The sequence below is a fragment of the Bacteroides clarus YIT 12056 genome (assembly GCF_900129655.1).
In the GTDB taxonomy this organism is placed as follows: Bacteria; Bacteroidota; Bacteroidia; order Bacteroidales; family Bacteroidaceae; genus Bacteroides; species Bacteroides clarus.
Map to the genome: position 1 here is coordinate 303,298 of NZ_FQWK01000006.1, position 24,859 is coordinate 328,156.

At 43.2% G+C, this 24,859-nt stretch carries 17 protein-coding genes and 1 riboswitch; of the genes, 9 read left to right on the top strand and 8 right to left on the bottom strand.

Going from position 1 to position 24,859, the window contains the following annotated elements:
* The first annotated feature begins 51 nt into the window (after window positions 1-51).
* The 5 genes from BUB52_RS12880 to BUB52_RS12900 all read left to right on the top strand — a co-directional run bounded on the left by BUB52_RS12880 (window position 52) and on the right by BUB52_RS12900 (window position 6,668).
* Window positions 52-1,284, top strand: a complete 1,233-nt coding sequence (locus BUB52_RS12880) for an anaerobic sulfatase-maturation protein (RefSeq protein ID WP_009120536.1) — start codon at window positions 52-54, stop codon at window positions 1,282-1,284.
* 33 nt (window positions 1,285-1,317) lie between these two features.
* Window positions 1,318-3,477, top strand: coding sequence for a S46 family peptidase (locus BUB52_RS12885; RefSeq protein ID WP_009120535.1), 2,160 nt, complete (start codon window positions 1,318-1,320; stop codon window positions 3,475-3,477).
* A gap of 140 nt (window positions 3,478-3,617) precedes the next feature.
* Complete coding sequence (locus tag BUB52_RS12890) at window positions 3,618-5,789, top strand: S46 family peptidase (RefSeq protein WP_009120534.1); 2,172 nt, start codon at window positions 3,618-3,620, stop codon at window positions 5,787-5,789.
* A 103-nt stretch (window positions 5,790-5,892) separates the two neighbouring features.
* Window positions 5,893-6,189, top strand: a complete 297-nt coding sequence (trxA, locus tag BUB52_RS12895) for a thioredoxin (RefSeq protein WP_009120533.1) — start codon at window positions 5,893-5,895, stop codon at window positions 6,187-6,189.
* Window positions 6,190-6,197: 8 nt separating this feature from the next.
* Window positions 6,198-6,668: a thioredoxin family protein gene (locus BUB52_RS12900; RefSeq protein ID WP_009120532.1), complete on the top strand. Its 471-nt coding sequence runs from the start codon at window positions 6,198-6,200 to the stop codon at window positions 6,666-6,668.
* Between the two features lie 133 nt (window positions 6,669-6,801).
* Here BUB52_RS12900 and BUB52_RS12905 read toward each other — a convergent pair whose 3' ends face one another.
* The 6 genes from BUB52_RS12905 to BUB52_RS12930 form a co-directional block, all read right to left on the bottom strand.
* Window positions 6,802-7,653, bottom strand: coding sequence for a histidinol-phosphatase (locus BUB52_RS12905; RefSeq protein WP_022219700.1), 852 nt, complete (start codon window positions 7,651-7,653; stop codon window positions 6,802-6,804).
* A gap of 481 nt (window positions 7,654-8,134) precedes the next feature.
* Window positions 8,135-10,024 (bottom strand): ABC-F family ATP-binding cassette domain-containing protein, encoded by a 1,890-nt coding sequence (locus BUB52_RS12910; protein WP_009120530.1) that lies wholly within the window; start codon window positions 10,022-10,024, stop codon window positions 8,135-8,137.
* A 79-nt stretch (window positions 10,025-10,103) separates the two neighbouring features.
* Entirely contained in the window at window positions 10,104-10,913 is an 810-nt protein-coding gene (locus tag BUB52_RS12915) for a DUF3805 domain-containing protein (protein WP_009120529.1), read from the bottom strand.
* A 260-nt stretch (window positions 10,914-11,173) separates the two neighbouring features.
* Window positions 11,174-13,144 (bottom strand): SusD/RagB family nutrient-binding outer membrane lipoprotein, encoded by a 1,971-nt coding sequence (locus tag BUB52_RS12920; protein ID WP_009120528.1) that lies wholly within the window; start codon window positions 13,142-13,144, stop codon window positions 11,174-11,176.
* Between the two features lie 24 nt (window positions 13,145-13,168).
* Window positions 13,169-16,366 carry a SusC/RagA family TonB-linked outer membrane protein gene (locus BUB52_RS12925; protein WP_022219696.1) on the bottom strand — a complete coding sequence of 1,066 codons (3,198 nt, stop codon included), beginning with the start codon at window positions 16,364-16,366 and terminating at the stop codon, window positions 13,169-13,171.
* A gap of 399 nt (window positions 16,367-16,765) precedes the next feature.
* Entirely contained in the window at window positions 16,766-17,968 is a 1,203-nt protein-coding gene (locus BUB52_RS12930; RefSeq protein WP_009120526.1) for a hypothetical protein, read from the bottom strand.
* A 192-nt stretch (window positions 17,969-18,160) separates the two neighbouring features.
* Here BUB52_RS12930 and BUB52_RS12935 point away from each other — a divergent pair, with 192 nt between their 5' ends.
* The 4 genes from BUB52_RS12935 (at window position 18,161) to BUB52_RS12950 (ending at window position 22,868) form a co-directional block, all read left to right on the top strand.
* Window positions 18,161-18,850, top strand: a complete 690-nt coding sequence (locus BUB52_RS12935; RefSeq protein ID WP_009120525.1) for a response regulator transcription factor — start codon at window positions 18,161-18,163, stop codon at window positions 18,848-18,850.
* The gene (locus BUB52_RS12940) at window positions 18,825-20,621 is read left to right on the top strand and encodes a sensor histidine kinase (protein WP_009120524.1); all 1,797 of its coding nucleotides are present in this window, start codon (window positions 18,825-18,827) and stop codon (window positions 20,619-20,621) included. The genes BUB52_RS12935 and BUB52_RS12940 overlap by 26 nt, the downstream gene beginning before the upstream one ends.
* Window positions 20,622-20,655: 34 nt before the next feature.
* A riboswitch (cobalamin riboswitch) is annotated at window positions 20,656-20,865 on the top strand.
* Between the two features lie 274 nt (window positions 20,866-21,139).
* Window positions 21,140-22,513: a tryptophanase TnaA gene (locus BUB52_RS12945; RefSeq protein ID WP_009120523.1), complete on the top strand. Its 1,374-nt coding sequence runs from the start codon at window positions 21,140-21,142 to the stop codon at window positions 22,511-22,513.
* Between the two features lie 55 nt (window positions 22,514-22,568).
* Complete coding sequence (locus BUB52_RS12950; protein WP_009120522.1) at window positions 22,569-22,868, top strand: GNAT family N-acetyltransferase; 300 nt, start codon at window positions 22,569-22,571, stop codon at window positions 22,866-22,868.
* Between the two features lie 4 nt (window positions 22,869-22,872).
* Here the strand turns inward: BUB52_RS12950 and BUB52_RS12955 are convergent, their stop codons facing one another.
* Window positions 22,873-23,502 carry a 4'-phosphopantetheinyl transferase family protein gene (locus tag BUB52_RS12955; protein ID WP_009120521.1) on the bottom strand — a complete coding sequence of 210 codons (630 nt, stop codon included), beginning with the start codon at window positions 23,500-23,502 and terminating at the stop codon, window positions 22,873-22,875.
* A complete protein-coding gene (locus BUB52_RS12960; RefSeq protein ID WP_009120520.1) occupies window positions 23,502-24,854 on the bottom strand; it encodes a gliding motility-associated protein GldE in 1,353 nt (450 codons plus the stop codon). Before BUB52_RS12960 ends, BUB52_RS12955 begins: the two co-directional genes overlap by 1 nt.
* Window positions 24,855-24,859: the final 5 nt, after the last annotated feature.

The window sequence follows — 24,859 nt, forward strand, 5'->3', positions numbered from 1 at the left end:
TGGTTTACGTATTTTTGCACAATCATAAATCATAAAACCGGAGAAATATACATGTCAACCTATGCTCCTTTCGCCAAACCTCTTTATGTAATGCTCAAACCCGTAGGGGCTGTATGCAACCTGGCATGCGATTATTGCTATTATCTGGAGAAGTCCAAACTGTATGTAAACAATCCCAAACATGTGATGAGCGATGAACTGCTGGAAAAGTTCATTGAAGAATATATCAATTCGCAAACGATGCCGCAAGTATTATTCACCTGGCATGGCGGAGAAACCCTGATGCGCCCGTTGGCCTTCTACAAAAAGGCTATGGAACTGCAAAAAAAGTACGCCAACGGCCGGACGATTGATAACTGCATACAGACAAACGGTACGTTGCTTACCGACGAATGGTGCGAGTTCTTCAAAGAGAACAATTGGCTGGTAGGCGTGTCCATCGACGGTCCGCAGGAGTTTCACGACGAGTACCGCAAAAACAGGCTTGGAAAGCCTTCTTTCGTCAAAGTGATGCAAGGCATCAACCTGCTGAAAAAACATGGGGTGGAATGGAACGCGATGGCGGTAGTAAACGACTTCAACGCCGACTATCCCCTTGAGTTCTATAATTTCTTTAAAGAGATAGGTTCCCGCTATATCCAGTTCGCTCCTATCGTAGAACGGATCACACCGCATCAAGACGGACGTCATCTGGCTTCACTGGCCGACAAGGAGAAGGCTGCCGAACTGGCTGATTTCTCCGTCAGTCCGGAACAATGGGGAAACTTCCTCTGCGCCCTGTTCGATGAATGGGTGAAACAAGATGTGGGGACTTATTATATCCAGCTCTTCGACTCCACCCTTGCCAACTGGGTGGGTGAGCAACCGGGCGTATGCTCTATGGCAAAGACCTGCGGGCATGCCGGCGTAATGGAGTTCAACGGTGATGTATATGCCTGCGACCACTTTGTATTTCCGGAATATAAATTAGGAAACATCTATCAGAAAACACTGGTTGAAATGATGTACAGCGAGCAACAGCAGGCTTTCGGACTGATGAAACAAAAATCACTCCCTACCCGGTGCCGGGAGTGCGAATGGCTGTTCGCCTGCAACGGCGAATGTCCTAAAAACCGCTTTGCACATACCGCAAACGGTGAGCCCGGACTGAACTACCTTTGTGCCGGTTACCGGAAATTCTTCAAGCATGTGGCTCCTTACATGGACTTTATGAAACAGGAATTGCTGAATCAGCGTCCGCCTGCCAATATCATGGACGCCATCCGGGAAGGAAAATTCAAATAACATATAGTAAATTAATTAATAACAATAACAAGGATGAAATTAACGAAGTATTTGATTGCGGCTATTGCCGTGCTGACAGTCTGCTCCGTACGCGCAGACGAAGGAATGTGGTTACTGCAACTCATGAAGCAGCAGAACTCCACCGACATGATGAAGAAACAGGGATTAAAACTCGAAGCCGATGATTTATATAACCCGAACGGTGTATCACTGAAAGATGCCGTCGGTATCTTTGGCGGCGGTTGTACCGGTGAAATCATCTCACCGGAAGGATTAATCCTTACCAATCACCACTGCGGTTACGGAGCAATCCAGCAACACAGCTCGGTAGAACACGATTACCTGACAGACGGTTTCTGGGCTAAAAACCGCAGTGAAGAGTTGCCTACTCCGGGATTGAAATTCCGTTTCGTACATCGTATCGTAGACATCACCGGCCTCGTAAACGAGAAAGTCAAAGCCGGAGAAGTGACGGAAGTCAATGCGCTGACAGCTCCGTTTCTCAACAAACTCGCCAAAGAAGAACTGGAAAAGAGCGATTTGAACGGCAAACCGGGTATCGAGGTAAAAGCATTGCCCTTCTATGCAGGAAATAAATTCTACCTGTTCTACTATAAGGTATATAGCGATGTACGGATGGTAGCCGCTCCCCCCTCCTCAGTAGGAAAGTTCGGCGGTGAAACAGACAACTGGATGTGGCCTCGCCATACGGGCGATTTCTCCATGTTCCGTATCTATGCCGACAAGAACGGAGAACCTGCCGAATATTCCAAGGACAACGTACCTTTGCAAACTCCTAAATATCTGCCGATTTCCATCAAAGGCCTGCAAGAGAATGACTATGCCATGATTATGGGCTTCCCCGGCAGAACCAGCCGTTACCTCACCCAATCGGAAGTGAAAGAACGCATGGAAGCAGACAACCAAGCCATGATTGACATGCGCGGCGTCCGCCTCGATGTATTGCGCAAATATATGGATGCCAGCGATAAAACCCGTATCCAGTATGCCAATAAGTTTGCCGGAAGCAGTAACTATTGGAAGAACTCCATCGGCATGAACAAGGCAATCATCGACAACGACGTATTGGGTACCAAAGCGGAACAGGAAAAGAAATTCGCCGAATTTGCCAAAGGCAAACCTGAATACGAAGGCGTGGTAGACAAGATGGACGGTATCATCGCCAAAAGAATGCCCGTTACCCGCCAGCTCAATTACCTGTACGAAGCATTGAGCGGCGCCATTGAATTTGGCAGCCCGTACATGATTATGGACAAGATTAAAACCGCGCTGGAAGAGAAAAACGATTCACTGCTCACCGCAAGCACGGCGCAACTGGAAGAAGTATTCAACGACATCCACAATAAAGACTACGACCATGAAGTAGACCGCGCCGTAGCCAAAGCCATTTTGCCGGCTCTCGCCCAAAAGCTGAAACCGGAAGAGCTTCCCGCTTTCTATCTGACCGTTCAGAACAAATACAAAGGCGACTACAACGCTTTTATAGATGATATATACGACAACTCCATCCTCTCCAACCGTGCCAACTTTGACAAGTTCATGAAAAAGCCAACCATAAAGGCTATCGAGAAAGACCCCGCCACAGCTTATTCCCGTTCGAAAGTAGAAAAGTTAAGAGCTGTCGCCATGGAAGAAAAAGCGCTGAGTGAAGGCCTTGACCTGCTGCACAAAGCATATATCCGCGGTTTAGGTGAAATGAAGCTGCCCGTACCGTCTTATCCGGACGCTAACTTCACCATCCGTCTGACTTACGGTAACGTGAAATCATACAGCCCGCGTGATGCTGTGCACTACAATTACTACACCACCACAGACGGTATTCTTGAAAAAGAGAACCCCGAAGACCGTGAGTTCGTAGTACCTGCCAAGCTGAAAGAGCTTATCCTTAATAAAGATTTCGGACGGTATGCCATGGCGGACGGCACAATGCCCGTTTGCTTCCTGACGACCAACGATATTACCGGCGGTAACTCCGGCAGCCCGGTCATCAATGGTGAAGGCCAACTTATAGGCTGCGCGTTCGACGGCAACTGGGAATCCCTGAGCGGTGACATCAATTTCGATAACAACCTGCAACGTTGCATCGCACTGGATATCCGCTACGTACTCTTTATTCTGGAAAAACTGGGAGACTGCGGACACCTGATAAAAGAAATGAACATAGTCGAGTAACCGTTATTTTCCCGGCTACACACAATACGACTGAGGTACCCTAAGTATACGACTGAGATACCCTCAGTCGTATACTTAGGGTACCTCAGTCGTACACAGAGACTCCCCCCTCTCATAATACCTTCTAACGCACATTTATTATGAAACATTTAAGACTTTCAATACTATCATTATTCCTTACATCGGGAGTTCTTTCCACCTATGCCGATGAAGGGATGTGGATGCTGACCGACCTCAAACAACAAAATGAAGTCGCCATGACGGAGCTCGGTCTGCTGATTCCTGCCGAGCAGATATACAATCCCGGCGGTATAGCGCTGAAAGATGCGGTAGTACACTTCGGTGGCGGCTGCACAGGCGAGGTTATCTCGGCAGAAGGACTGGTACTGACCAATCATCACTGCGGTTACGGAGCTATCCAGCAACACAGCAGTGTGGAGCACGACTATCTGACCGATGGTTTTTGGGCAATGTCACGCAACGAGGAACTTCCCTGCAAAGGACTTACCGTAACCTACATCGATGAAATAATGGACGTAACGGATTACGTCAACGACCAATTGCAGATAGATTCCGATCCGAACGGCACGAATTATCTGTCGCCCAAATACCTCACCATGATAGCCGACCGTTTTCTTTCCGAACAAGGCATCACACTGACATCCGGCCGTAAAGCGAAACTGAAAGCGTTCTATGGCGGAAATAAATACTACCTGTTTCTCAAGACTACTTACAGTGACATCCGTATGGTGGGCGCTCCCCCTTCTTCCATCGGCAAATTCGGCGCCGATACGGACAATTGGATGTGGCCCCGCCACACAGGAGATTTCTCTTTGTTCCGCATCTACGCTGACAAAGACGGACAACCGGCAGCTTACAACCCGGACAATGTGCCCCTGCGGGTAAAAAAGCACCTTACTATCAGCCTTGCCGGCTATCGTGAAGGCGACTTTACATTCGTCATGGGATTCCCCGGACGCAACTGGCGCTACATGATTTCCGATGAAGTGGAAGAACGTATGCAGACCACCAACTTTATGCGCCACCACGTGCGCGATGTCCGTCAGAAAGCCCTTATGGAACAAATGCTGAAGGATGATGCCGTACGCATTCACTACGCAAGCAAGTATGCCTCATCCGCCAATTACTGGAAGAATGCCATCGGCATGAACGAAGGACTTGTACGCCTGAAAGTACTGGATACGAAACGCGCGCAACAGGAACAACTCCTCGCACGCGGTCGCGCCTTAAACGACAGTTCCTATCAGAAAGCTTTCGACCAAATACGCAGTATCGTGAAGCATCGCCGTAATGCTCTCTATCACCAGCAAGCCATTCAGGAAGCATTGATTACGGGTCTTGACTTTATGAAGATTCCGAATACCACCGCATTGGTCACAGCCTTACAGAGCAAGGACAAAGCCAGGATAAAAGCCGCTTCCGACAGCCTGCAAATTGCATCCGATAAATATTTCGCATCCGTCCCCTTCCCCGAAGTAGAGCGGATTGTAGGAAAGAAGATGTTGCAAACCTACATGAAATATATTCCCGCCGAACAACGCATAGGTATCTTCAAGGTTATCGACAAGCGTTTCAAGGGTGATAGTGATGCCTTTATCGATGCCTGCTTCAAATATTCTATCTTCGGCAGCAAGGAAAACTTTGCCAAGTTTATCCGTAAACCTAGTTTGTATAAGCTCGGTAACGACTGGATGACATTGTTCAAGTACTCCGTTACCGACGGTCTGCTACAAACCACCATCGCCATGATGGATGCCAACCGTAACTATAACGCCGCCCATAAAGTATGGGTCAAAGGAATGATGGATATGAAACAGGAAGCCGGCACCCCCATCTACCCGGATGCCAACTCCACCCTGCGCCTGACCTACGGACGCGTATTGCCTTATAAGCCCGCCGACGGTGTGGAGTACGGCTGTTACACCACTCTGAAAGGAGCAATGGAAAAGGAAGATCCCAACAATTGGGAGTTTGTAGTTCCGGCTAAATTAAAACAATTATATCAGGCCAAGGACTTCGGACGATATGCGATGCCCGATGGAGAAATGCCCGTCTGCTTCATCGTAAATACGGACAATACGGGTGGTAATTCCGGCAGTCCGGTGTTCAATGCCAAGGGTGAATTGATAGGTACGGCTTTTGACCGTAACTATGAAGGGCTGACAGGTGACATCGCTTTCCGTCCCTCTTCACAGCGTGCAGCTTGTGTAGACATTCGTTATACTTTGTTCATCATAGACAAGTATGCCGGCGCTTCGCACATTATCAAAGAGCTGACGATTAGTGATTAGTACATAGCAATGAGTAATTAGTTATTACTAATTTACAATCGGGCGTGAACAAATCTCCCGTTTATCTGTTATATACTCATAAACTATTATAAAAACAAAGATTATGGAAAAGTTTGAAGAATTAATACAATCAGAAAAACCTGTCTTGGTGGATTTCTTTGCTACCTGGTGCGGACCTTGTAAAGCCATGCATCCTGTATTGGAAGCATTGAAAAGTGAGATTGGCGACAGAGCGCGTATCGCAAAAATCGATGTAGACCAACATGAAGCATTAGCTGCAAGCTATCGTATACAGATGGTTCCGACTTTCATCCTGTTCAGAAAAGGTGAAGCCGTATGGCGTCATTCGGGTGTAATCAGCGGTAAGGAGCTTAAAGCCATTATCGAACAAAACTCATAATTAAGAAAATGAAGAAAATTATAGCTATGACCGCTCTCATCTTTTCAAGCATACTGACTTATGCCTGTACCGATGGAGCCAAACAAAAACAAGCGGAAACGCAAGAAACTACTCAAGACGGCAGCGTAATCGTAATGAACAAAGATATGTTTATCAAGGACGTATTCGATTACGAGAAATCCAAAGAGTGGAAATATAAGGGTGACAAACCTGCCATCATCGACTTGTACGCCGACTGGTGCGGACCCTGCCGAATGACGGCTCCTATCATGAAGGAACTGGCGAAAGAATATGCCGGGAAAATCGTGATATATAAAGTCAATGTGGATAAGGAGAAAGAACTGGCCGCTTTGTTCAATGCCACCAGTATTCCTTTATTTGTCTTTATTCCGATGCAGGGCGAACCTCAGTTGTTCCGCGGAGCTGCCGATAAGGCAACTTACAAGAAAGCGATTGATGAGTTTTTATTGAAGAAATAATTAGCATCAACAAGAAGTTAACTGCATTATAAGCAATAAATTAATATAATTGCTTCCTATAAGTTAACATTATCAAAAGAGCAAGTTAACATTATTATTGCGATGATGTTAACTTGCTCTTTTGATAAAGATACTATAAGATTATCGGCATCTCCTGCCATGCGCCGTCATACATTTCCATTACGGTGTTATAACCGGCTTTCTTCAATGCCTGTAATGCTTCCGGACGGCCGCTATTAATCCGTTCCGGATAGTGAGAGTCACTATTTACTTGAACACGGATCCCCAAACTGTACAATAACGGGAAATAGCGTTCATTGGGATAGAAAGTACCCAGTTCATGATAAGACTTGGTATTGATTTCCACCTGATAACCACGCGCGGCAATGTCCTCAAAATACTCTTTTACAAGCATATCGTACCAAGGTTCATCCAGCAAACCGGGGCGATAACAAGACGCGTTATAATGCATCTTATCCGCATGCCCTACTATATCGAAACCTCCTAACTCCAACATACGCCTCAACCGTCCGTAGTACAAACGCACTACATGTTCCAAGTCACCACCAAACTGTTCATCCACTATTTGTTTGAAGATATCAGCCGGAACATCTACATCTACAACCTCCGATTTCTCATTGTACAACATATGTACGGAACCGATACGATAATCCAATGGCAACTCCCGGAAGCGGAGAATAGACGGATTACTCTCTTCATTCAGGTAATCTATTTCCAAACCGAGATAAAGTTCTATCCTCCGAGCATATTTCTGTTTCATCCGATGAAATTCTGCCAGATAGTCGTTCATACGGTCCCACTCCATGGTCCATGCCGTAGAAAAAGGCAGTGGGGCATGGGATGAAAAGCCATACGAAGTAAATCCCTCGCTCAAGGCAAACCGTACAAAGTCTTCCATACCGGCACGTCCGTCACAATACAGACTGTGACTATGATAATTCGTCAGATTTTTACTCCTGCTCATCTGCTTATTCTTTAATTAAATTATTAAATAGGTGTTGAAAATTAGATTGTATCAGTAAAGCTGAGTTTATACCAGTAATAATCAGTTTATATCAGTAACGATGAAATAGTGTAACCTAAGGCTGAAAGTTTTTTTATCTTTAAGCCTGAAAAGCTCTTATCTTATAGCCCGGGGTAACACCCCGGGAATAAATGTTCCCGGCATTCTGCGCCCTGTAAGGGCAAAATATTTGCAGATTCATCTTTTGCCCTTACAGGGCGCAATGTTATTCATATTCGCATTCCCGGGGTGTTACCCCGGGCTATAAGATAAAAAGGCTTTCAGCCTTAGGTTACACTATTTCATCGTTACTGATATAAACTGATTGTTACTGATATAAACTAAATTTCAATATTTACTTATGCATGTTTACTGATACATATTTATTATACATGTTTACTTATTACACGTTTACTTATACATACTTACTTATTCCCTAACTTCAGTTAGACTCTATTTCGCTTAATTCCAGCCAGCGCATTGTCTTTTCATCAATCAAATCCGCCAATTCCGGCAAGCGTTTCGACTTCTCCGTCAATTCATCTACGGACAGCGCGCCGCTACACAGAGCTTCTTCAATGGATTGCTTCTCTGCTTCCAATGCCGCTATATCTTGTTCGAGTTGTTCAAATTCGCGCTTCTCCTTGAAAGACATACGGCGTTTTTCATTCAAACGCACTTTCGCCGTCTTCTCTTCCTGAACTTTTGCCGCTTCTTTTTCCTTCTCTCGCTCCTGAGCGGCTTTCGCATCCTTCCAGTCGCGATACTGGGTGTAATTGCCGGGGAAATCGCGAATGTCTCCCTGACCGTTGAATACCAATAAATGGTCTACTACCTTATCCATAAAGTAGCGGTCGTGACTCACCACAATGACGCATCCCTTGAAATTCCGCAAATATTCTTCCAATACATTCAATGTAACGATGTCAAGGTCATTGGTAGGCTCATCCAACACCAGGAAGTTAGGATTACGCATCAATACCGTACACAGATAAAGACGGCGACGTTCGCCACCGCTCAACTTATAGACATAGCTGTGCTGCGTTTCGGGTGTAAAGAGAAAATGTTGTAAGAATTGTGATGCCGTCAGACGCTTGCCGTTACCCAACTCTATCACTTCCGCAATGTCCTGCACTACATCTATGACTTTCATCTGTTCGTCAAACTGCAACCCGTCTTGAGAATAATAACCGAAACGAACGGTTTCGCCGATGTCCAACGCACCGCTATCCGCCTGTTCATGTCCCATCAGTATCTTGATGAAAGTAGATTTTCCCGTACCGTTATTTCCCACAATACCCATCTTCTCATAACGGGCAAAGATATAAGAGAAATCATCCAGTATCTTCAAATCACCGAATGACTTATAAAGATGGTCTGCCTCAAATATTTTACTGCCGATATAAGATGCTTTTACATCCAGCTTTACATTATCGTTGTTGAAGCGTTGCTTGGCTACCTTCTCCAACTCATAAAAAGCGTCTTCCCGATAGCGCGCCTTATGGCCTCTGGCTTGCGGCATACGTCGCATCCATTCGAGTTCCGTACGATACAGATTATTGGCGCGTTCTATCTCTACGGTTTTGGCTTCGATACGCTCTTCACGCTTTTCCAGGTAATAACTATAATTGCCCTTGTACTGATATATCCGACGGTTGTCTATTTCAATAATCTCCGAACAGACACGGTCGAGAAAGTACCGGTCGTGTGTCACCATCAACAGGGTAAGGTTGGTACGACGCAGATAGTCTTCCAGCCATTCGGTCATGTCAAGATCCAAGTGATTGGTGGGTTCATCCAATATCAAAAGATCGGGTTCGGTGATAAGTGTATTGGCAAGCGCTACGCGTTTCAATTGTCCGCCGGAAAGTGATTTCACCTGTTGATTGAAATCACGGATTTTGAGTTGGGAAAGGATCTGTTTGGCTTTTTGTTCATATTCCCAGGCTTTCTCATGATCCATACGCGCCAGAATCCCGTCCAAACCGGGATGTCCATCAGTCTCCATGCAACGTTCATATTCCTTAATCAATTCCACGGTACTGTTGCCATGATGAAAACAAGCTTCCAATACGGTCAGCTCTTCCGGATATTGAGGGTCTTGTTCCAGATAACCAACTCTTATATCGCGTCTGAAAGAGATTGTACCGCTGTCATAACCTTCTTTTCCGGAAAGGATATTAAGCAATGTAGACTTGCCGCTTCCATTCTTGGCAATAAGCCCTACACGCTGCCCTTCGGATAGACCAAAAGATATATTCTCGAATAGTACCAAGTCGCCAAATGATTTGGTTAAATTTTCTACTTGGAGAATTGAATTTACTGCTGCCAAAACTTATTAAATTAAGAATTGAGAATTAAAAATTGAGAATTGCCATACGGGACGGCAAGGGGTATCAAAATAAGGGCTGTTATGAAAGCAGGTTCTTATAAACCTCTGCAAGATTGCAGGTTTCTCCGGCTTTCACTTTGCTCCATACTAATTTCATCGGGTCTATCATAGTATTGCTTGCGATATTCGTTAGAACAGGCGCTTCACGATTACCGTCAATCAGCGTGTACCATTCCAAGCCGTCTACTTCATTGGCTAAAATAACGCAAAGTGTAATGCCGAGTGCAAGCCATGCCTCTTTCTTTTTGGCGCTGATACTGCCATTATCCATTATCTGCTGCATATTGGCTATATCTTCTTCCTGTCCTTGAAAGTCTTTCTTCAGCAATTCCTTCACTGTGGTACTTACCCACTCGTATGCCTCGTTTATCTGATAAATTTCAGAAAGGCGTACCGGGATTATTTCTGCCGGATATTTCTGATTGGCTCTGCGGACTTCCAATGAAGCTATGATATCTTCGGCCTCTACCACTGATTCGCCTTTGCGCACTGTAAACGAGCATTCAAAAGCGACATCGTCTATTCCTGCAATCCAAAGATGGGAAGTATAATATGTACCCTCTTCTTCGAACATTTCCTTACTGTACGCACAGTTTAAATGCCCCACCATTACAGATGCAGCCGAAGTATTCTCTTTTAATTCCTGCTTAACGGCTTCTTGACCATACGTTGTGTCGCCTTTATAAGCAGATATACGGAAATTACCCGTCCACTCATTAGGATTATAAAACAGGAAAGAACCTTCCCCGTCTTCAAATTCGTTCCAGTCTGCCGGATAAACCATAGAGAACCATGCTCCCGGAGAAATAAATTTCTTACCTTGTTTCATATTTCATTGACTAAATGAGTTCTTTCTTGCAAAAGTAACATTACCGCTGTTGATATGCAAACAATCCAAACAAAAAACAGCCGATTCTCACGAACCGACTGTTCCAATCATCATCTATGAATGAAGACTGTTTAGGTCTCCAATATTTTAATATATCTTATAAATCTATTTTCGAGTGCAAAGATAATCAATGAAATAATATGCACATCAAGATTTTAAGATATTTAATTTAACATTCTATAAACTAACGAATTTATCGCTTACTTAATGTAACCATAATATTCATTACCTGTTGCGCAATCCCACCAAACCGGACACGACCAAATCGGGTCTGTCATAGCTTGCTTGTTGGATGCCTTCAACTGAGTTAAGTTATAGTTACTTTCGTGAGTACTCTGGCTGAAGCGACGGAACCAATAAGTAGGATCATCCTTAGAAGTACCTATAATCTTACTAACAGCGGAAAAATCATTTGGACGGTCATAATCTACATAGTCATAATCCAAACGGCGCATATCATTCCAGTTTTCAATATTGATACCCAATGCTATAATTTTTTGACGCATGATTTCAAATAAAGTCAGATTGGCTGCATTTTGGCATACGGCATTACTTGTCATATAAGAACTTTTGGCATTATCAGCCATGGGTTTCTGATCCTCGTTCTGCGTACCTTCAGCCTCCCATGATTTCAGTTTTTCCTGCATACGGTCAAAGTTTGCCTCTATACCTTTCTTATAAGCACTCAACGCTCCATCGGTATCTCCTTTACGGAAAAGAACTTCCGCTTTAATAAAGCACATTTCCGAATAAGTAAGGATATCCGTATCCGAATTAGGACGTGCATAGAATGTACCCGTACCACCTACATAATCATACTTCGCATCTGTATAGTAATACATATCCGTAGTATTCCGCCCGCTATTGGCCATACCATTGGAACGTAAGTTCACATAAATAGTATCACCCGCACGTTTATAGTCTGTAGTATTACAGTAAGCAGAGCCTTTCTGATATAGAATAGTCACTTTATCCCCATCAACCGTAGTTTGATGTATGGCTTGGGCATTGGTAATAAATTCCGTCTTTACTGTATTATCCGCCTTGGACAAATCATAAGTTATCACAAAACCCCCTTTATCCTTATTATAGCCGGTTTCTCCACCCGTTACAAATAAAGCGGCTACCGGTCCACCTTCTGCACGAGTAGTGGAATGTATTACATCTACTCCGGCATCACGTGCCCATTCCTTGGAAATTATTTTGCCATCAGCATTCAATTTTACATTTTTCATCATAGCTGGAACCAGCTTTGTCAAACGGGGATCTTCTGTTCCCGAACCACCTGTAAATTCATTGGTCAGCAGATTAACATACCAACGTGTCAGGCGTTGCGTTCCTCCATATCCGGTACAGTCCCAAACAACGGAAGCCTGATAAGGATCGCTTACTGTGAAATTGACTTCATCTCCCTCTACGTTATAATGTTTCATAATAGTATTATCATCATTCGATTGAGGCGCGGAATTCAATGCTGTCAAAATAGCCTCCGGATCATACAAATCCGCCTTCTTTGACAATTTCAATAAATAGCGGGCTTTCAAACCATAACATAATTTCAACCATTTGGAAACTTCTCCCCCATTCCACAAATCACCGGCGCTCAATGCCGGAGCAATGGGATTCTGTTGTTTGCCAAAGTTCTCAATAGCTTTATCCAAATAGCCCATACAAAGTTCATACATGGCCTTACCATCATCATAAGCCGGGTCTGTCTTACCGATGAATGCCTCTTGAACAGGTAATTCTCCATGTAAATCAAGCATCATCATGAATCCCATTGCCTTAATGCAATACGCCGCACCTTCATAATGATAAGCTCCCTCTGCTTCCGCCTTATCAATCAAAGCCTCAATATTCACACCCGCACCCAGATAGAAATTCTGGTAGATGGTAGTACATGAGCTTTGGGCCGGATTCCATGATGACAGCAGACTGTTGGCAGCCGTACCACCCGTCTGTGTCATAATACCGGCAATCGTATTGGTACGCATGCTGGCCGTACCCCACGCATAAGCGTAATAGTTTTGTATCCACGGCAAACGAAGCTGCGGTGATACGGTTTCGGACACCGGATTATCCGGATCTGTATTCACATCCAAGTAGTCCTCACAAGAAGACATTCCGAACACAAGCGCCAAGCCAAGTGCAATATGTATTAGTTTCTTCATACTCTTATCTTTTTAAATCCGTTATTAGAATGTAAGATTAATGCCAAACGACATGCCGGCTGTAGCCGGAACACCGCAATAGTCAATACCTGCAGAGCCGGAACCACCTGTACCGGAACCGGAAACGCATGTTTCGGGGTCCATACCTTTATAGTTTGTCCAGACAAACAGGTTGGTTCCTGTAATCGTGGCAGTCAGTCCCTTGATTATATTTTGTTTCTTCAACAGATCCTTGAAATCGTAGGACAAAGAAATAGAACGCAAACGCAACCAATTGGTATCGGTAATAAAGTTGTAAGCATTCTTTGCGTAGTTCTTATAATATTCCTGAATCATATACTTACCGGAACGGGTAGAATTACCAACCTGATAAGTTTCATTGGCATTATAAGTAATAGTTTTGGTTTCATAAGCAGGTTTCGCCGTAGTACCTGTATTGACAACGCCTGTAAACGATACGGACTCTCTGTTTATTGTCTTCGTACTCAGTCCTTTCGTTACGAGGTAGTATTCGGTACCGTTATAGATATCGCCACCCAAACGTATATCGAACAAGAAGGAAAGATTGAAATTCTTATAACTGAAACTGTTGTTAAAACCACCTATCAGCTTCGGCTCACGGTTACCCACAATATTGGTTTCAACTTGCGTATCTTTATATAAACCGGTAGAGGCATCGATTACATTATACATCTTACCGTCAGGCCCTTGAGCCGTTTCGTACTTATTACCCGTCAATCCTAAGAAATAACCGCCATTCGGTATTGAACCGGCTTTAGCCGCACCAATCTGCGCATCTGTCACATAGAAAATATCTACGCCGTCGATAAAGTCACCCAGACGTCCGCGATTACCGGAAAGATTTAATGTTGTTTCCCATTGGAAATCTCTTGTTACAATAGGCTTACCCGTAATCGAGAGTTCCATACCCTTGTTCTCTACCGATCCGCCATTCAGTGTAAGGAAGATATATCCGGTAGACTGTGCTAAACGCGGTGCACAGATTTGGTCTTTCGTCTTGCTTTGATAGTAGGTATAATCAAATCCTAAACGTCCGTTAAAGAAACGCATTTCCAAACCTAATTCATAAGAATCCTGTATCTCGGGCTTCAAACCGACACTACCGCCTGTCCAACTATTACCCATACCGTACTTGCCGCCATTCAGTGTAGCCACAGGCCACATATAATAACCTAAAGAATACGCGTCGGCATCCTTACCGACCCGTGCCCAGGATGCGCGAATCTTACCGAATGAAAGTACATTATTCTTCGGCAACAACTCGGTAAATACGAATGAGCCGCTTACAGACGGATAAAAATAAGAACGATTATTTACCGGCAATGTAGAAGACCAATCATTACGTCCGGTCACCGTCAAATAAACAAGGTTCTTGTAAGAGGCACGGAATTCTCCATAAAGACCTACCATACGTTTACGTACCGTACTCTCCTTGAAATACTGATTGGCTTTAATGATATTATTGAAGCTGTAAAGTCCTTCCGTTACAAAGTTATATCCCCAACGGGTATTATTCGTGGTCTTTGTAGCTTCCGTGGTGGTACCTACCAAAAGATTCAAGTCGAAATCCCCGAAAGTCTTATGGAAGTTAGACATTACGTTCGTTGTTATATATTGATAGTTCACATCACCCTTAGACATATAACCGTTCTGATATATCTGCTTAACCGCACCGCCTGCGCGACGAAGCGTATTGGAACTGGTAGTATATTTATCAATACCTGCGCGTGCCGACACATCCCACCAGTCTGTCAGTTTCAAACTTGCGTTAAGAGCACCTGTAAAACGGGATGTTTCGTCTGTCAAAGTATTCTTATTCAGAATCCAATACGGGTTTTCTATATCATCTTCCAAATCCTGCAAGCCTTCCAATATACGGTATTTGCTACCATCATCATTCAGATAACGGCTCATTTGGTCATCGATAGGCCATCCGTAAACAGCGGTCATCGCGCCGTTACCTCCTTGTCCGTACAAGCCCGCGCTGGTCAACGTTTTATCGGTACTTGCCTGTGAATAAGAAACGTTGGCTCCTACTGTCAAGATACCGTATTTTTGTTCGCCATTAAAACGGAAAGTCGTCTTGTCATAACCTGTTGTAGGAATAATACCGGACTGATGATAATTGGAACCGGACAAATAGAAAGAACCGTTTTTGCTACCGCCGGATACACTGACACTGTTATCCCAAACACTGCTTCCCTGGAAGAAGTCACCTATATTATCATAAGCGGTCCCATCGATTCTGTCTCCCCAGGAATCCATTGTCTTATCAATAAAGGCACCGGAAGTATTATATTCTCCACGGCCATACAGATTCTGAACTTCCGGTAATTTATTAGCCCATGAATAGGTATATTTACTGCTTACATTTACTCTTACAGCGCCTTCTTCTCCTTTTTTGGTAGTGATGATAATAACACCGTTAGCGGCACGGGAGCCGTACAATGCGGCAGCCGCAGCACCTTTCAATACAGACATGCTTTCGATATCTTCAGGGTTAATATCCATTACACGGTTACTGAAAGTCGTCGCCGTTTTCGTCATACCATCGGTACCGGAATTACCGGTATTAACCGTAGAGTTATCATAGATAATACCGTCTACAACAAACAAAGGCTGATTGTCACGAGATTCACTGGCAGAATTACCACCACGAATTACGATATTGGAACCGGCACCGGCGGCACCACCGGCCTGCGTAATATTTACACCGGGAATTTTACCGGCCAAAGAGTTTACCACATTCGTTTGTTTATTCTTCATCAACTCTTTGGAGTTAATATCTGAAACCGAATAACCTAAGGCTTTTTTCTCTTTTTTAATACCCATCGCCGTTACAACAACTTCACTCAATGACTGGGTGTCATCTTTCAGGGTAACGGTATAGTCGCTTGCCGCTCCTACTTTCACTTCTTCCGTAGCATATCCGACAAATGAGACTACCAATGTGCTACCCACTGGAGCTTCTACCGAGAATTTTCCATTGATGTCAGTAACAGTACCCGTACCGGAACCTTTCACCAATACACTGGCTCCAATAATCGGTTCACCTGCAACATCCACTACTTTACCTGTGATTGTTTTAGCTTGCTGAGTACTCTGGGAACTTAGCACATTATCAGCGGCAACAGCTGAATATGGCACAGACACCCCAAACAATGCAAGCAACACTAATGATAAGCAATAATTTCTTTTCATAAGCTCTATTTATTTGGATTTGTTTGCAAATTTATAAATTAATTCAGCAAATCAAATAGTAGCCAGTTTAAAATATATTAAATAAATATTAATATATTTGCTTTTATGATTTTGTAATATTACCAAATACAAAATAACAAAGTTCATTAATCCCTATCAAAAAAGCATTATACACGACAGGTGAATACTCCTTTATTACCATGCGATTAATAATTTTATAGCATTTTCAGAAAGCAGGATTTTATTAGAAGGACAGTAATAGCATTAACTATTAAAAACAAATATTTAAAATAATAAAATATAGAAAAGGAAAATATATCAAAAATGAGACAGAACTTAATTACATAGAGTAAAAAAGTTCCCAGAGTACTTACAACCTTACAATTAACTTTATTTTAGTTATTTCCCTATTGGCTGTATCCGTCTTCTTACATCCTTGGATATTTCCAGAAACATATAATTCAATCTGCCTGAATGAATCCCCTTTTCATTCTCTTGATATTTCCGACTTGCATATTCCTTAGACTTATCAAAAGTTATACGGGACATTTGATTCTGTGTTTTCCCCACCATAGTAGAATCCAACTGTTCATCAGGAAAGAAATCATCCAAATCGACATCTCCAATCATAGTAGTCTCAAGAAATCTCATATCCTTATGATTCGCGTCAGTATAATAACCTACAAACATATGTCCGGGCGTACGTACCAGTATCGGCTCGATATTGATGGCACGAAGCAAAGAAGCAAACAAAACACTGCCGTCTACACAGTTAATCTGCGATGACTCCAAAGCATCATCAAACGTCCGGACTCGTTGCGAGAATACCACATTACTGGATAAACTCGTATTAGAAACAGAGCTATACCGGAAATTACGTTTCTGTAAAACATTCCACAATGCATAAACCTGATTATCGACAGCTTCAGGACTACCTTGATAACCAAGAAAACGGTTCACAATACGAGTATTCAATGCTTCACGCAATAGCTGGTCTATCATAGGGTTTTCTTCATTTACATACGCCGCAAAGAAAATGCCGGTATCATGAAATCTTGTACCTCCTGTAACATATCCCAATAAACACTCATTAATACTGCGCACCGAAAAAGTACGCACCCGTTGCCCCAGCTCTTTCCCGTTCATTTCTACCGTAATGGCAACACTAATCGGCTCCGCTTGATTATTATTCTTCAAAGCTTCATAATTCCAAATAACATCGGGATAGATTGCATATTCAGTACGCGGTTTTGCCAATACAAATTCTGAAACAGAACGAGAGAAGAAAGGGGTTTCCGCAACTTCTATCCTCACCCGGCTATAAGCCTTTGTAGAGCGGACTTTCACTGCAATACAAGATTTTGGGTTCCCTACAAACATAGAGTCAGCCGGTACAATCACTTGAGCGTCTGTTGTTGCGACAGACAAAATGCTGGAAGGAAAAATATTACCGCCCAATTCATCCGTTATCTCAAAACCGGAACGGAAAGGAACGACGTTCAACCAAACCGAACCAATGATTACAACAGCCAATACAGCCACTATCAATGACATACGCCACTTAGATTGCCCCCACCTTGTTATATTCATTAATTCTTTCATATAGTCACCCTTCTTAAAACAACACAAAGATAATATTTAATTAACTGAAATAGAGATTTTGTAATCACAATGTAATACTTGTTTCATTCCATCGTAACAAAAACGCCGCAATTTTGTCGAAGAAAAGAAATAAAGTTTAACTTTGTAATAAAGAGACGCCGTATGTCTCTCTTTACATTAATAAGAAGTACAATGAACGAATACCGGATTTTAGTAGTAGACGACGAAGAAGATTTATGCGAAATCTTAAAGTTCAACCTTGAGAACGAAGGCTACGAAGTAGATACCGCAAATTCTGCAGAAGAAGCCTTAAAAATGGATATCAGTGCTTACAACTTGTTATTATTGGATGTGATGATGGGAGAAATCTCCGGATTCAAAATGGCAAGTATGCTAAAAAAGGAAAAGAAAACAGCCAAGGTCCCTATCATTTTCATTACTGCCAAAGATACGGAAAACGATACGGTAACCGGATTTAATTTAGGCGCGGATGACTATATCTCCAAACCATTCTCTTTACGAGAAGTAGCAGCACGCGTCAAAGCCGTGTTACGTCGTACACAGCAAGCTGAAACCGAACGCGCGCCGGAACAAATCGTCTACAAATCATTAGTGCTCGATATCATAAAAAAGAGAGTAAGCATAGATGGAGAGGAAGCGCCTCTTACCAAGAAAGAGTTTGAAATACTGCTCTTGCTACTGCAAAACAAGGGACGCGTATTTTCCCGTGAAGACATATTAAGCCGCATCTGGAGTGACGAAGTATATGTACTGGACCGCACCATAGACGTAAACATCACCCGCCTGCGCAAAAAAATAGGAATATATGGCAAATGTATTGTAACTCGTTTAGGATATGGTTATTGCTTCGAAGCCGAATAATGACAGGCATTTTTTGTCATTCAGCCGGAAGTTATTCCTTTCGGTAATCTCATTATTTCTTGTTTTTGCAACCTGTTTTATTGCTTATCAATATCAACGGGAGAAAGAGTATAAAGTCGAGCTACTTGACACGCAACTCCAAGACTATAACGAACGCCTGCAACAAGAGCTGCGAAATATTCCGGACAGTTTATGGACATCTGCCTTAAACCGGTATATAGCCAAAGGTCCACACAAAGACCTTCGTGTTACTATCGTAAATCTGCAAGGTCACGTGCTTTACGACAGTTGCGATGAAACTTCCCAAGAAGTATTCAGCAATCACATCAATCGTCAGGAAGTCCAAGAAGCATTAAAAGACGGTAAAGGATATGATTTAAGACGTACTTCCGAAACTACAGGTATACCTTATTTCTATTCGGCAACTCTCTATCCCGATTATATCATCCGCTCGGCATTGCCCTATAATGTAAACCTTATAAACAGCCTGGCAGCCGACCCGCATTACCTTTGGTTTACAGCCATCGTAACCTTATTGCTGATATTCGTCTTCTACAAGTTTACATCTAAACTGGGTACCGCAATCAATCACCTGCGCGAATTTGCCAAGCGCGCCGACAAGAACGAACCGGTGGAAACCGATATACAATCCGCCTTTCCGCACAATGAGCTTGGCGAGATTTCCCAGCACATCATACAGATATACAGACGCTTGCGTGAAACTAAAGAAGCGCTGTACATTGAACGCGAAAAGCTTATCACCCATCTGCAAACCGCCCGTGAAGGATTGGGAGTGTTCACCAAAGACAAGAAGGAAATTCTTGTCAATAACCTTTTCACCCAATACGGCAACCTCATTTCCGACTCTAACTTGCAGACCACAGAAGAGATATTCTCCATCTGTGAGTTCCAAAAGATTACCGACTTCATCAGCAAGGCGCAAAAACGGCCTTCGGATAAAGAAGAAAAACGGCTATCCATCAATATTAATAAAAACGGACGCATATTCATTGTAGAATGTATCATCTTCCAAGACTTGAGTTTTGAAATCTCCATCAACGACATCACTCTGGAAGAAGAACAGATACGCCTGAAACGGCAGCTCACGCAGAACATCGCCCACGAGCTGAAAACTCCCGTAAGCAGCATTCAGGGGTATCTGGAAACCATCGTCAACAACGAGAACATCTCGCATGAAAAGATGCAGACTTTCCTCGAACGCTGCTATGCCCAAAGCAATCGCCTCAGCCGCCTGTTGCGGGATATCTCCGTACTGACGCGTATGGATGAAGCCGCCAATATGATTGATATGGAAAAGGTAGACATCAGCATGCTTGTCACCAATATAGTCAATGAAGTATCATTGGAACTGGAAGAAAAGCGTATTACGGTAGTCAACAGCTTACAACCCAAAATACAGTTAAAAGGCAACTACTCACTACTATACTCCATATTCCGCAATCTGATGGATAATGCCATAGCCTATGCCGGCACCGATATTCACATCAACATCAATTGTTTCCGTGAAGATGAGAACTTCTATTATTTCAGTTTTGCGGATACAGGAATAGGAGTTTCACCGGAGCATCTGAATCGTTTGTTCGAACGCTTTTATCGCGTAGACAAAGGACGTTCGCGAAAATTAGGCGGTACGGGCTTAGGACTTGCCATCGTAAAAAATGCCGTCATCATTCATGGCGGAACAATTTCCGCCAAAAATAATCAAGGTGGCGGACTGGAGTTTGTATTTACATTGGCAAAGGAGAAATAAATTCTCTTATTCGGTTTTGTTTGTTACTTTTTTCATTATCTTTGCAATGCATTGGTTTGCCCCTTTTTTTCAAAGGGGGCAATTAAAAGGGAATCAGGTGTAAGTCCTGAACAGTCCCGCTGCTGTAAGTTTCACATAATGTTGCAGACAATAAATTCTCTCTCCATGCCACTGGATATGTTGTCCGGGAAGGCAGTCTGCAACAGAAACAAGTCAGAAGACCTGCCATGCGTTATCTTATCATTGCTTTCGAGGAAAAAGCGTTGAGTCTAATGAGCCGGATAAATTCTATCCAATCATTTCATTCATCAAAACTCTTTCAAAGAAAGTAAAAAGAGAATAAACTCTGCCAAGTTTATTTAAATGATGTCCGGCCGAAGTGATTCGTCCGGACATTTGCTTTACAAAAAGTCACAAAAAACATTGCCAATCATCCACAAAATCCTTATATTCGGCACATAAAACGCAAAAACGGATTCATCCGTTGACCTATTGTCGAACTTATAAAAAAAGAATCTATGGAATTACCATTCGCCGAATCATGGAAAATCAAAATGGTGGAGCCTATCCGTAAAAGCACCCGCCAGGAGCGTGAACAGTGGTTGAAAGAAGCCCATTACAATGTTTTTCAACTAAAATCAGAACAAGTTTATATCGACCTTATCACCGATTCGGGAACAGGAGCCATGAGCGATCGACAATGGGCCGGTATCATGCTCGGAGATGAAAGTTACGCCGGCGCTTCCTCTTTCTTCAATCTGAAAGAAGTTATTACCCGGCTGACAGGTTTTGAATATATCATTCCTACACATCAAGGACGTGCCGCCGAAAATGTTTTATTCTCTCATCTGGTGCACGCTGGAGATATTGTACCGGGAAATTCGCATTTTGATACCACCAAAGGGCATATTGAAAGCCGAAAGGCAATCGCACTGGACTGCACAATAGACGAAGCGCGACAAACACAACTGGAAATTCCCTTTAAAGGTAACGTAGATCCTGCAAAACTGGAAAAGGCCTTAGAAGAACATAATGACCGCATACCATTCATCATTGTTACCATCACCAACAATACAGCCGGCGGGCAACCGGTTTCCATGCAAAACTTGCGCGAAGTCCGAAATATCGCGGACAAGTACAACAAACCTGTTCTGTTCGACTCTGCCCGTTTTGCCGAAAACGCCTATTTCATTAAAACACGCGAGGAAGGTTACAAAGATAAGAGTATAAAGGAAATAACCAAAGAGATGTTCGCTCTTGCAGACGGTATGACCATGAGTGCCAAGAAAGACGGCATCGTAAACATGGGAGGATTTATCGCAACCCGCCGTCAGGACTGGTATGAAGGAGCAAAAGGATTCTGTGTACAATTCGAAGGTTACCTTACTTATGGCGGTATGAACGGCCGCGATATGAATGCACTCGCTATCGGCTTGGATGAAAACACCGAATTCGATAATCTTGAAACCCGTATTCGCCAAATAGAATACCTGGCTAAAAAATTAGATGAATACGGAATACCGTATCAACGTCCCGCCGGAGGACATGCGATTTTTGTAGATGCTCCCAAAGTTTTGACACATGTTCCTAAAGAAGAGTTTCCTGCGCAGACTTTGACCGTCGAGCTATATCTGGAAGCCGGAATACGCGGGTGTGAAATCGGTTATCTACTTGCCGACCGTGATCCCGTTACCCGTGAAAACCGCTTCAACGGATTGGATTTACTCCGACTGGCCATTCCGCGCCGCGTATACACGGATAACCACATGAATGTAATCGCCGCCGCGCTTAAAAATGTATATGACAGACGTGAAACAATTACCAGAGGAGTACGCATCGCCTGGGAAGCTCCGTTAATGCGTCACTTCACAGTGCAGTTGGAAAGGCTGTAAAAAAACTTTTCTGCCATAATGAATGTTATATGACTAAACATCAGCATTTACAATTATGGCAGAAAATTATGAATTAATAGACAACAAGGAGCGCCATCAGTATGAGTTCCATGTCGAAAAGTATACCCCAAGAATAGAGTATATTAAATCAATCAATGGCGAAATATTTCTAACGCATACAGAAGTTCCCGCCGGTTTAGGCGGCAGAGGTATTGGCAGCCAGCTTGTTGAAAAAACATTGCAGGACATTGAAAGGCAGCAACTCCGTTTGGTTCCTTTATGCCCATTTATAGCGGGTTATATTCACAAACATCCGGAATGGAGACGGATTGTCCTAAGAGGTGTTCACGTTTAATAAGCTACAAGCTCAACGTTAGTACAAAATCCGGAAACAAGTAGTAATGAATCTGAAAATTCCGTTTCTCCGCTGTACGATATTCCGCAGCGGAGAATACTCCTTGTTCGCCAACTATAAAAGGCATTACATGCAAATGTTCCCGAAAATCGACATCGGAAGCATTCATACATTTAAACATGGTTTCTTTTGCAGACCAGTGAAGTAACAACGACCAAGTTTCCGTACCCCTGAATAGTGATTCTTGTTCATCCGCACGCATAAATTTATGCGCCACTTTCCGTACCCGTCCGCTATAATACTCGATATCAATACCTACTTCTTTCTTTGGCTCACCTAATAAGACAGCGACATAACCTTTTGTATGCGAAATACTGATAGAAAAAGAGCCGTCTGCCAAATAAGGCTTTCCATTAGAATAATAGCGTATTTCTTTCTCCTCACCAAGCATTGTATACAACAACACACGCACAGCCAGCCACTCCAATCTACGAGAACCGGCTGCAAATTTCCCGATACCCTCTTCATATTTCCCTTTATGAGGAAGTAAGGCAAGCATTTCTTCCAGGCTTTCACTTGTTTTCCAGATACCCCATCTGTATGAATTCTCTGTATATTGTTTAAAAACGGGCATTATTTCTCTGTTTCAGTACCTTCCCGAACCGGCTCATCAATTGTAAACTTCACCTTTAAGATACGGCGGTTATCCATTTCAAGAACTTCAAATTCATAACAATCATAGGTCACTTTCTCATGAAGTGCCGGAAACTCCCCTTTCAACTCAAGCAAAAGCCCCGCCAAAGTATCGGCGTCACCTGCCACCTCATCAAAGGTTTCTTCATCTATCTTGGTTATCTTATAGAAATCCGTCAGTTGTGTTTTAGCCTCAAACACCCATGTATGGTCATTGAGTACAGCATATGTACGCTCTTCATCATCGTATTCATCACGAATCTCGCCCACAATCTCTTCAATAATGTCTTCCATCGTGACAATACCCGACGTTCCTCCGAATTCATCCACCACAATAGCGATATGAATCTTGTTTGCCTGAAAATCACGCAACAAATCATCAATCATCTTGGTTTCCGGAACAAAATACGCCGGACGAATCAATGACTGCCAACGGAAATTATCCCCCTTATTCAGATGAGGGAGCAAGTCCTTGATATAAAGCACCCCCTTTATATTGTCACGCGTCTCCGCATAAACGGGAATACGCGAATAAGCATTCTCCACAATACACTTCAACACATCCTTAAAAGGAGTACGGATTTCCAAGTCAACCACATCCAAACGCGATGTCATGACTTCCTTGGCCGTTTCACCACCAAAGCGAATGATGCCCTCCAAAATATTATTTTCTTCCGAGAGCTCGGCTTTATCCGTCAACTCCAACGCATGCGAAAGTTCATCTACTGAAATATTATGATTCTTACGTACAAAATGCTTATTAAGAAACGAAGTAGAGCGTACCAGTATTGACGATAACGGATAGAATATGGAACGGCATGCCATGATACCGGGAGCAGCAAAACGGCAAAAAGCCAATGTTTTTTGCGCCGAATAAATCTTCGGCATAATTTCACCGAAAAGCAGCAACAGGAAAGTCAATATAACCGTCAGGATTAAAAACTCCGCAATGGCTGAATGGAATTGGAACACATTCATAAAAAAGAAATTGCAAAGCATGATAATCGTTACATTCACGAAGTTGTTCGTAATCAGTATCGTGGCTAACAATCGTTCTGTATCATCCAATAGATTTTTGATTTTCCCGTCAGAAGGGTGTTTCCCCTCTTCAACAGAATTCAAATCGGACGGCGAGAGTGAAAAGAATGCTATTTCGGAAGCCGAAGCAAAACCGGAAGCAAGTAAAAGCACACCTGCCAATACAATGGCTATAATAGCCGAAACAGAAGGAGCATGTACGGTTATACCGTTAAATATATCCGCCAACTGGCATAAATAAGCGTCTGGGTCCAAAGATT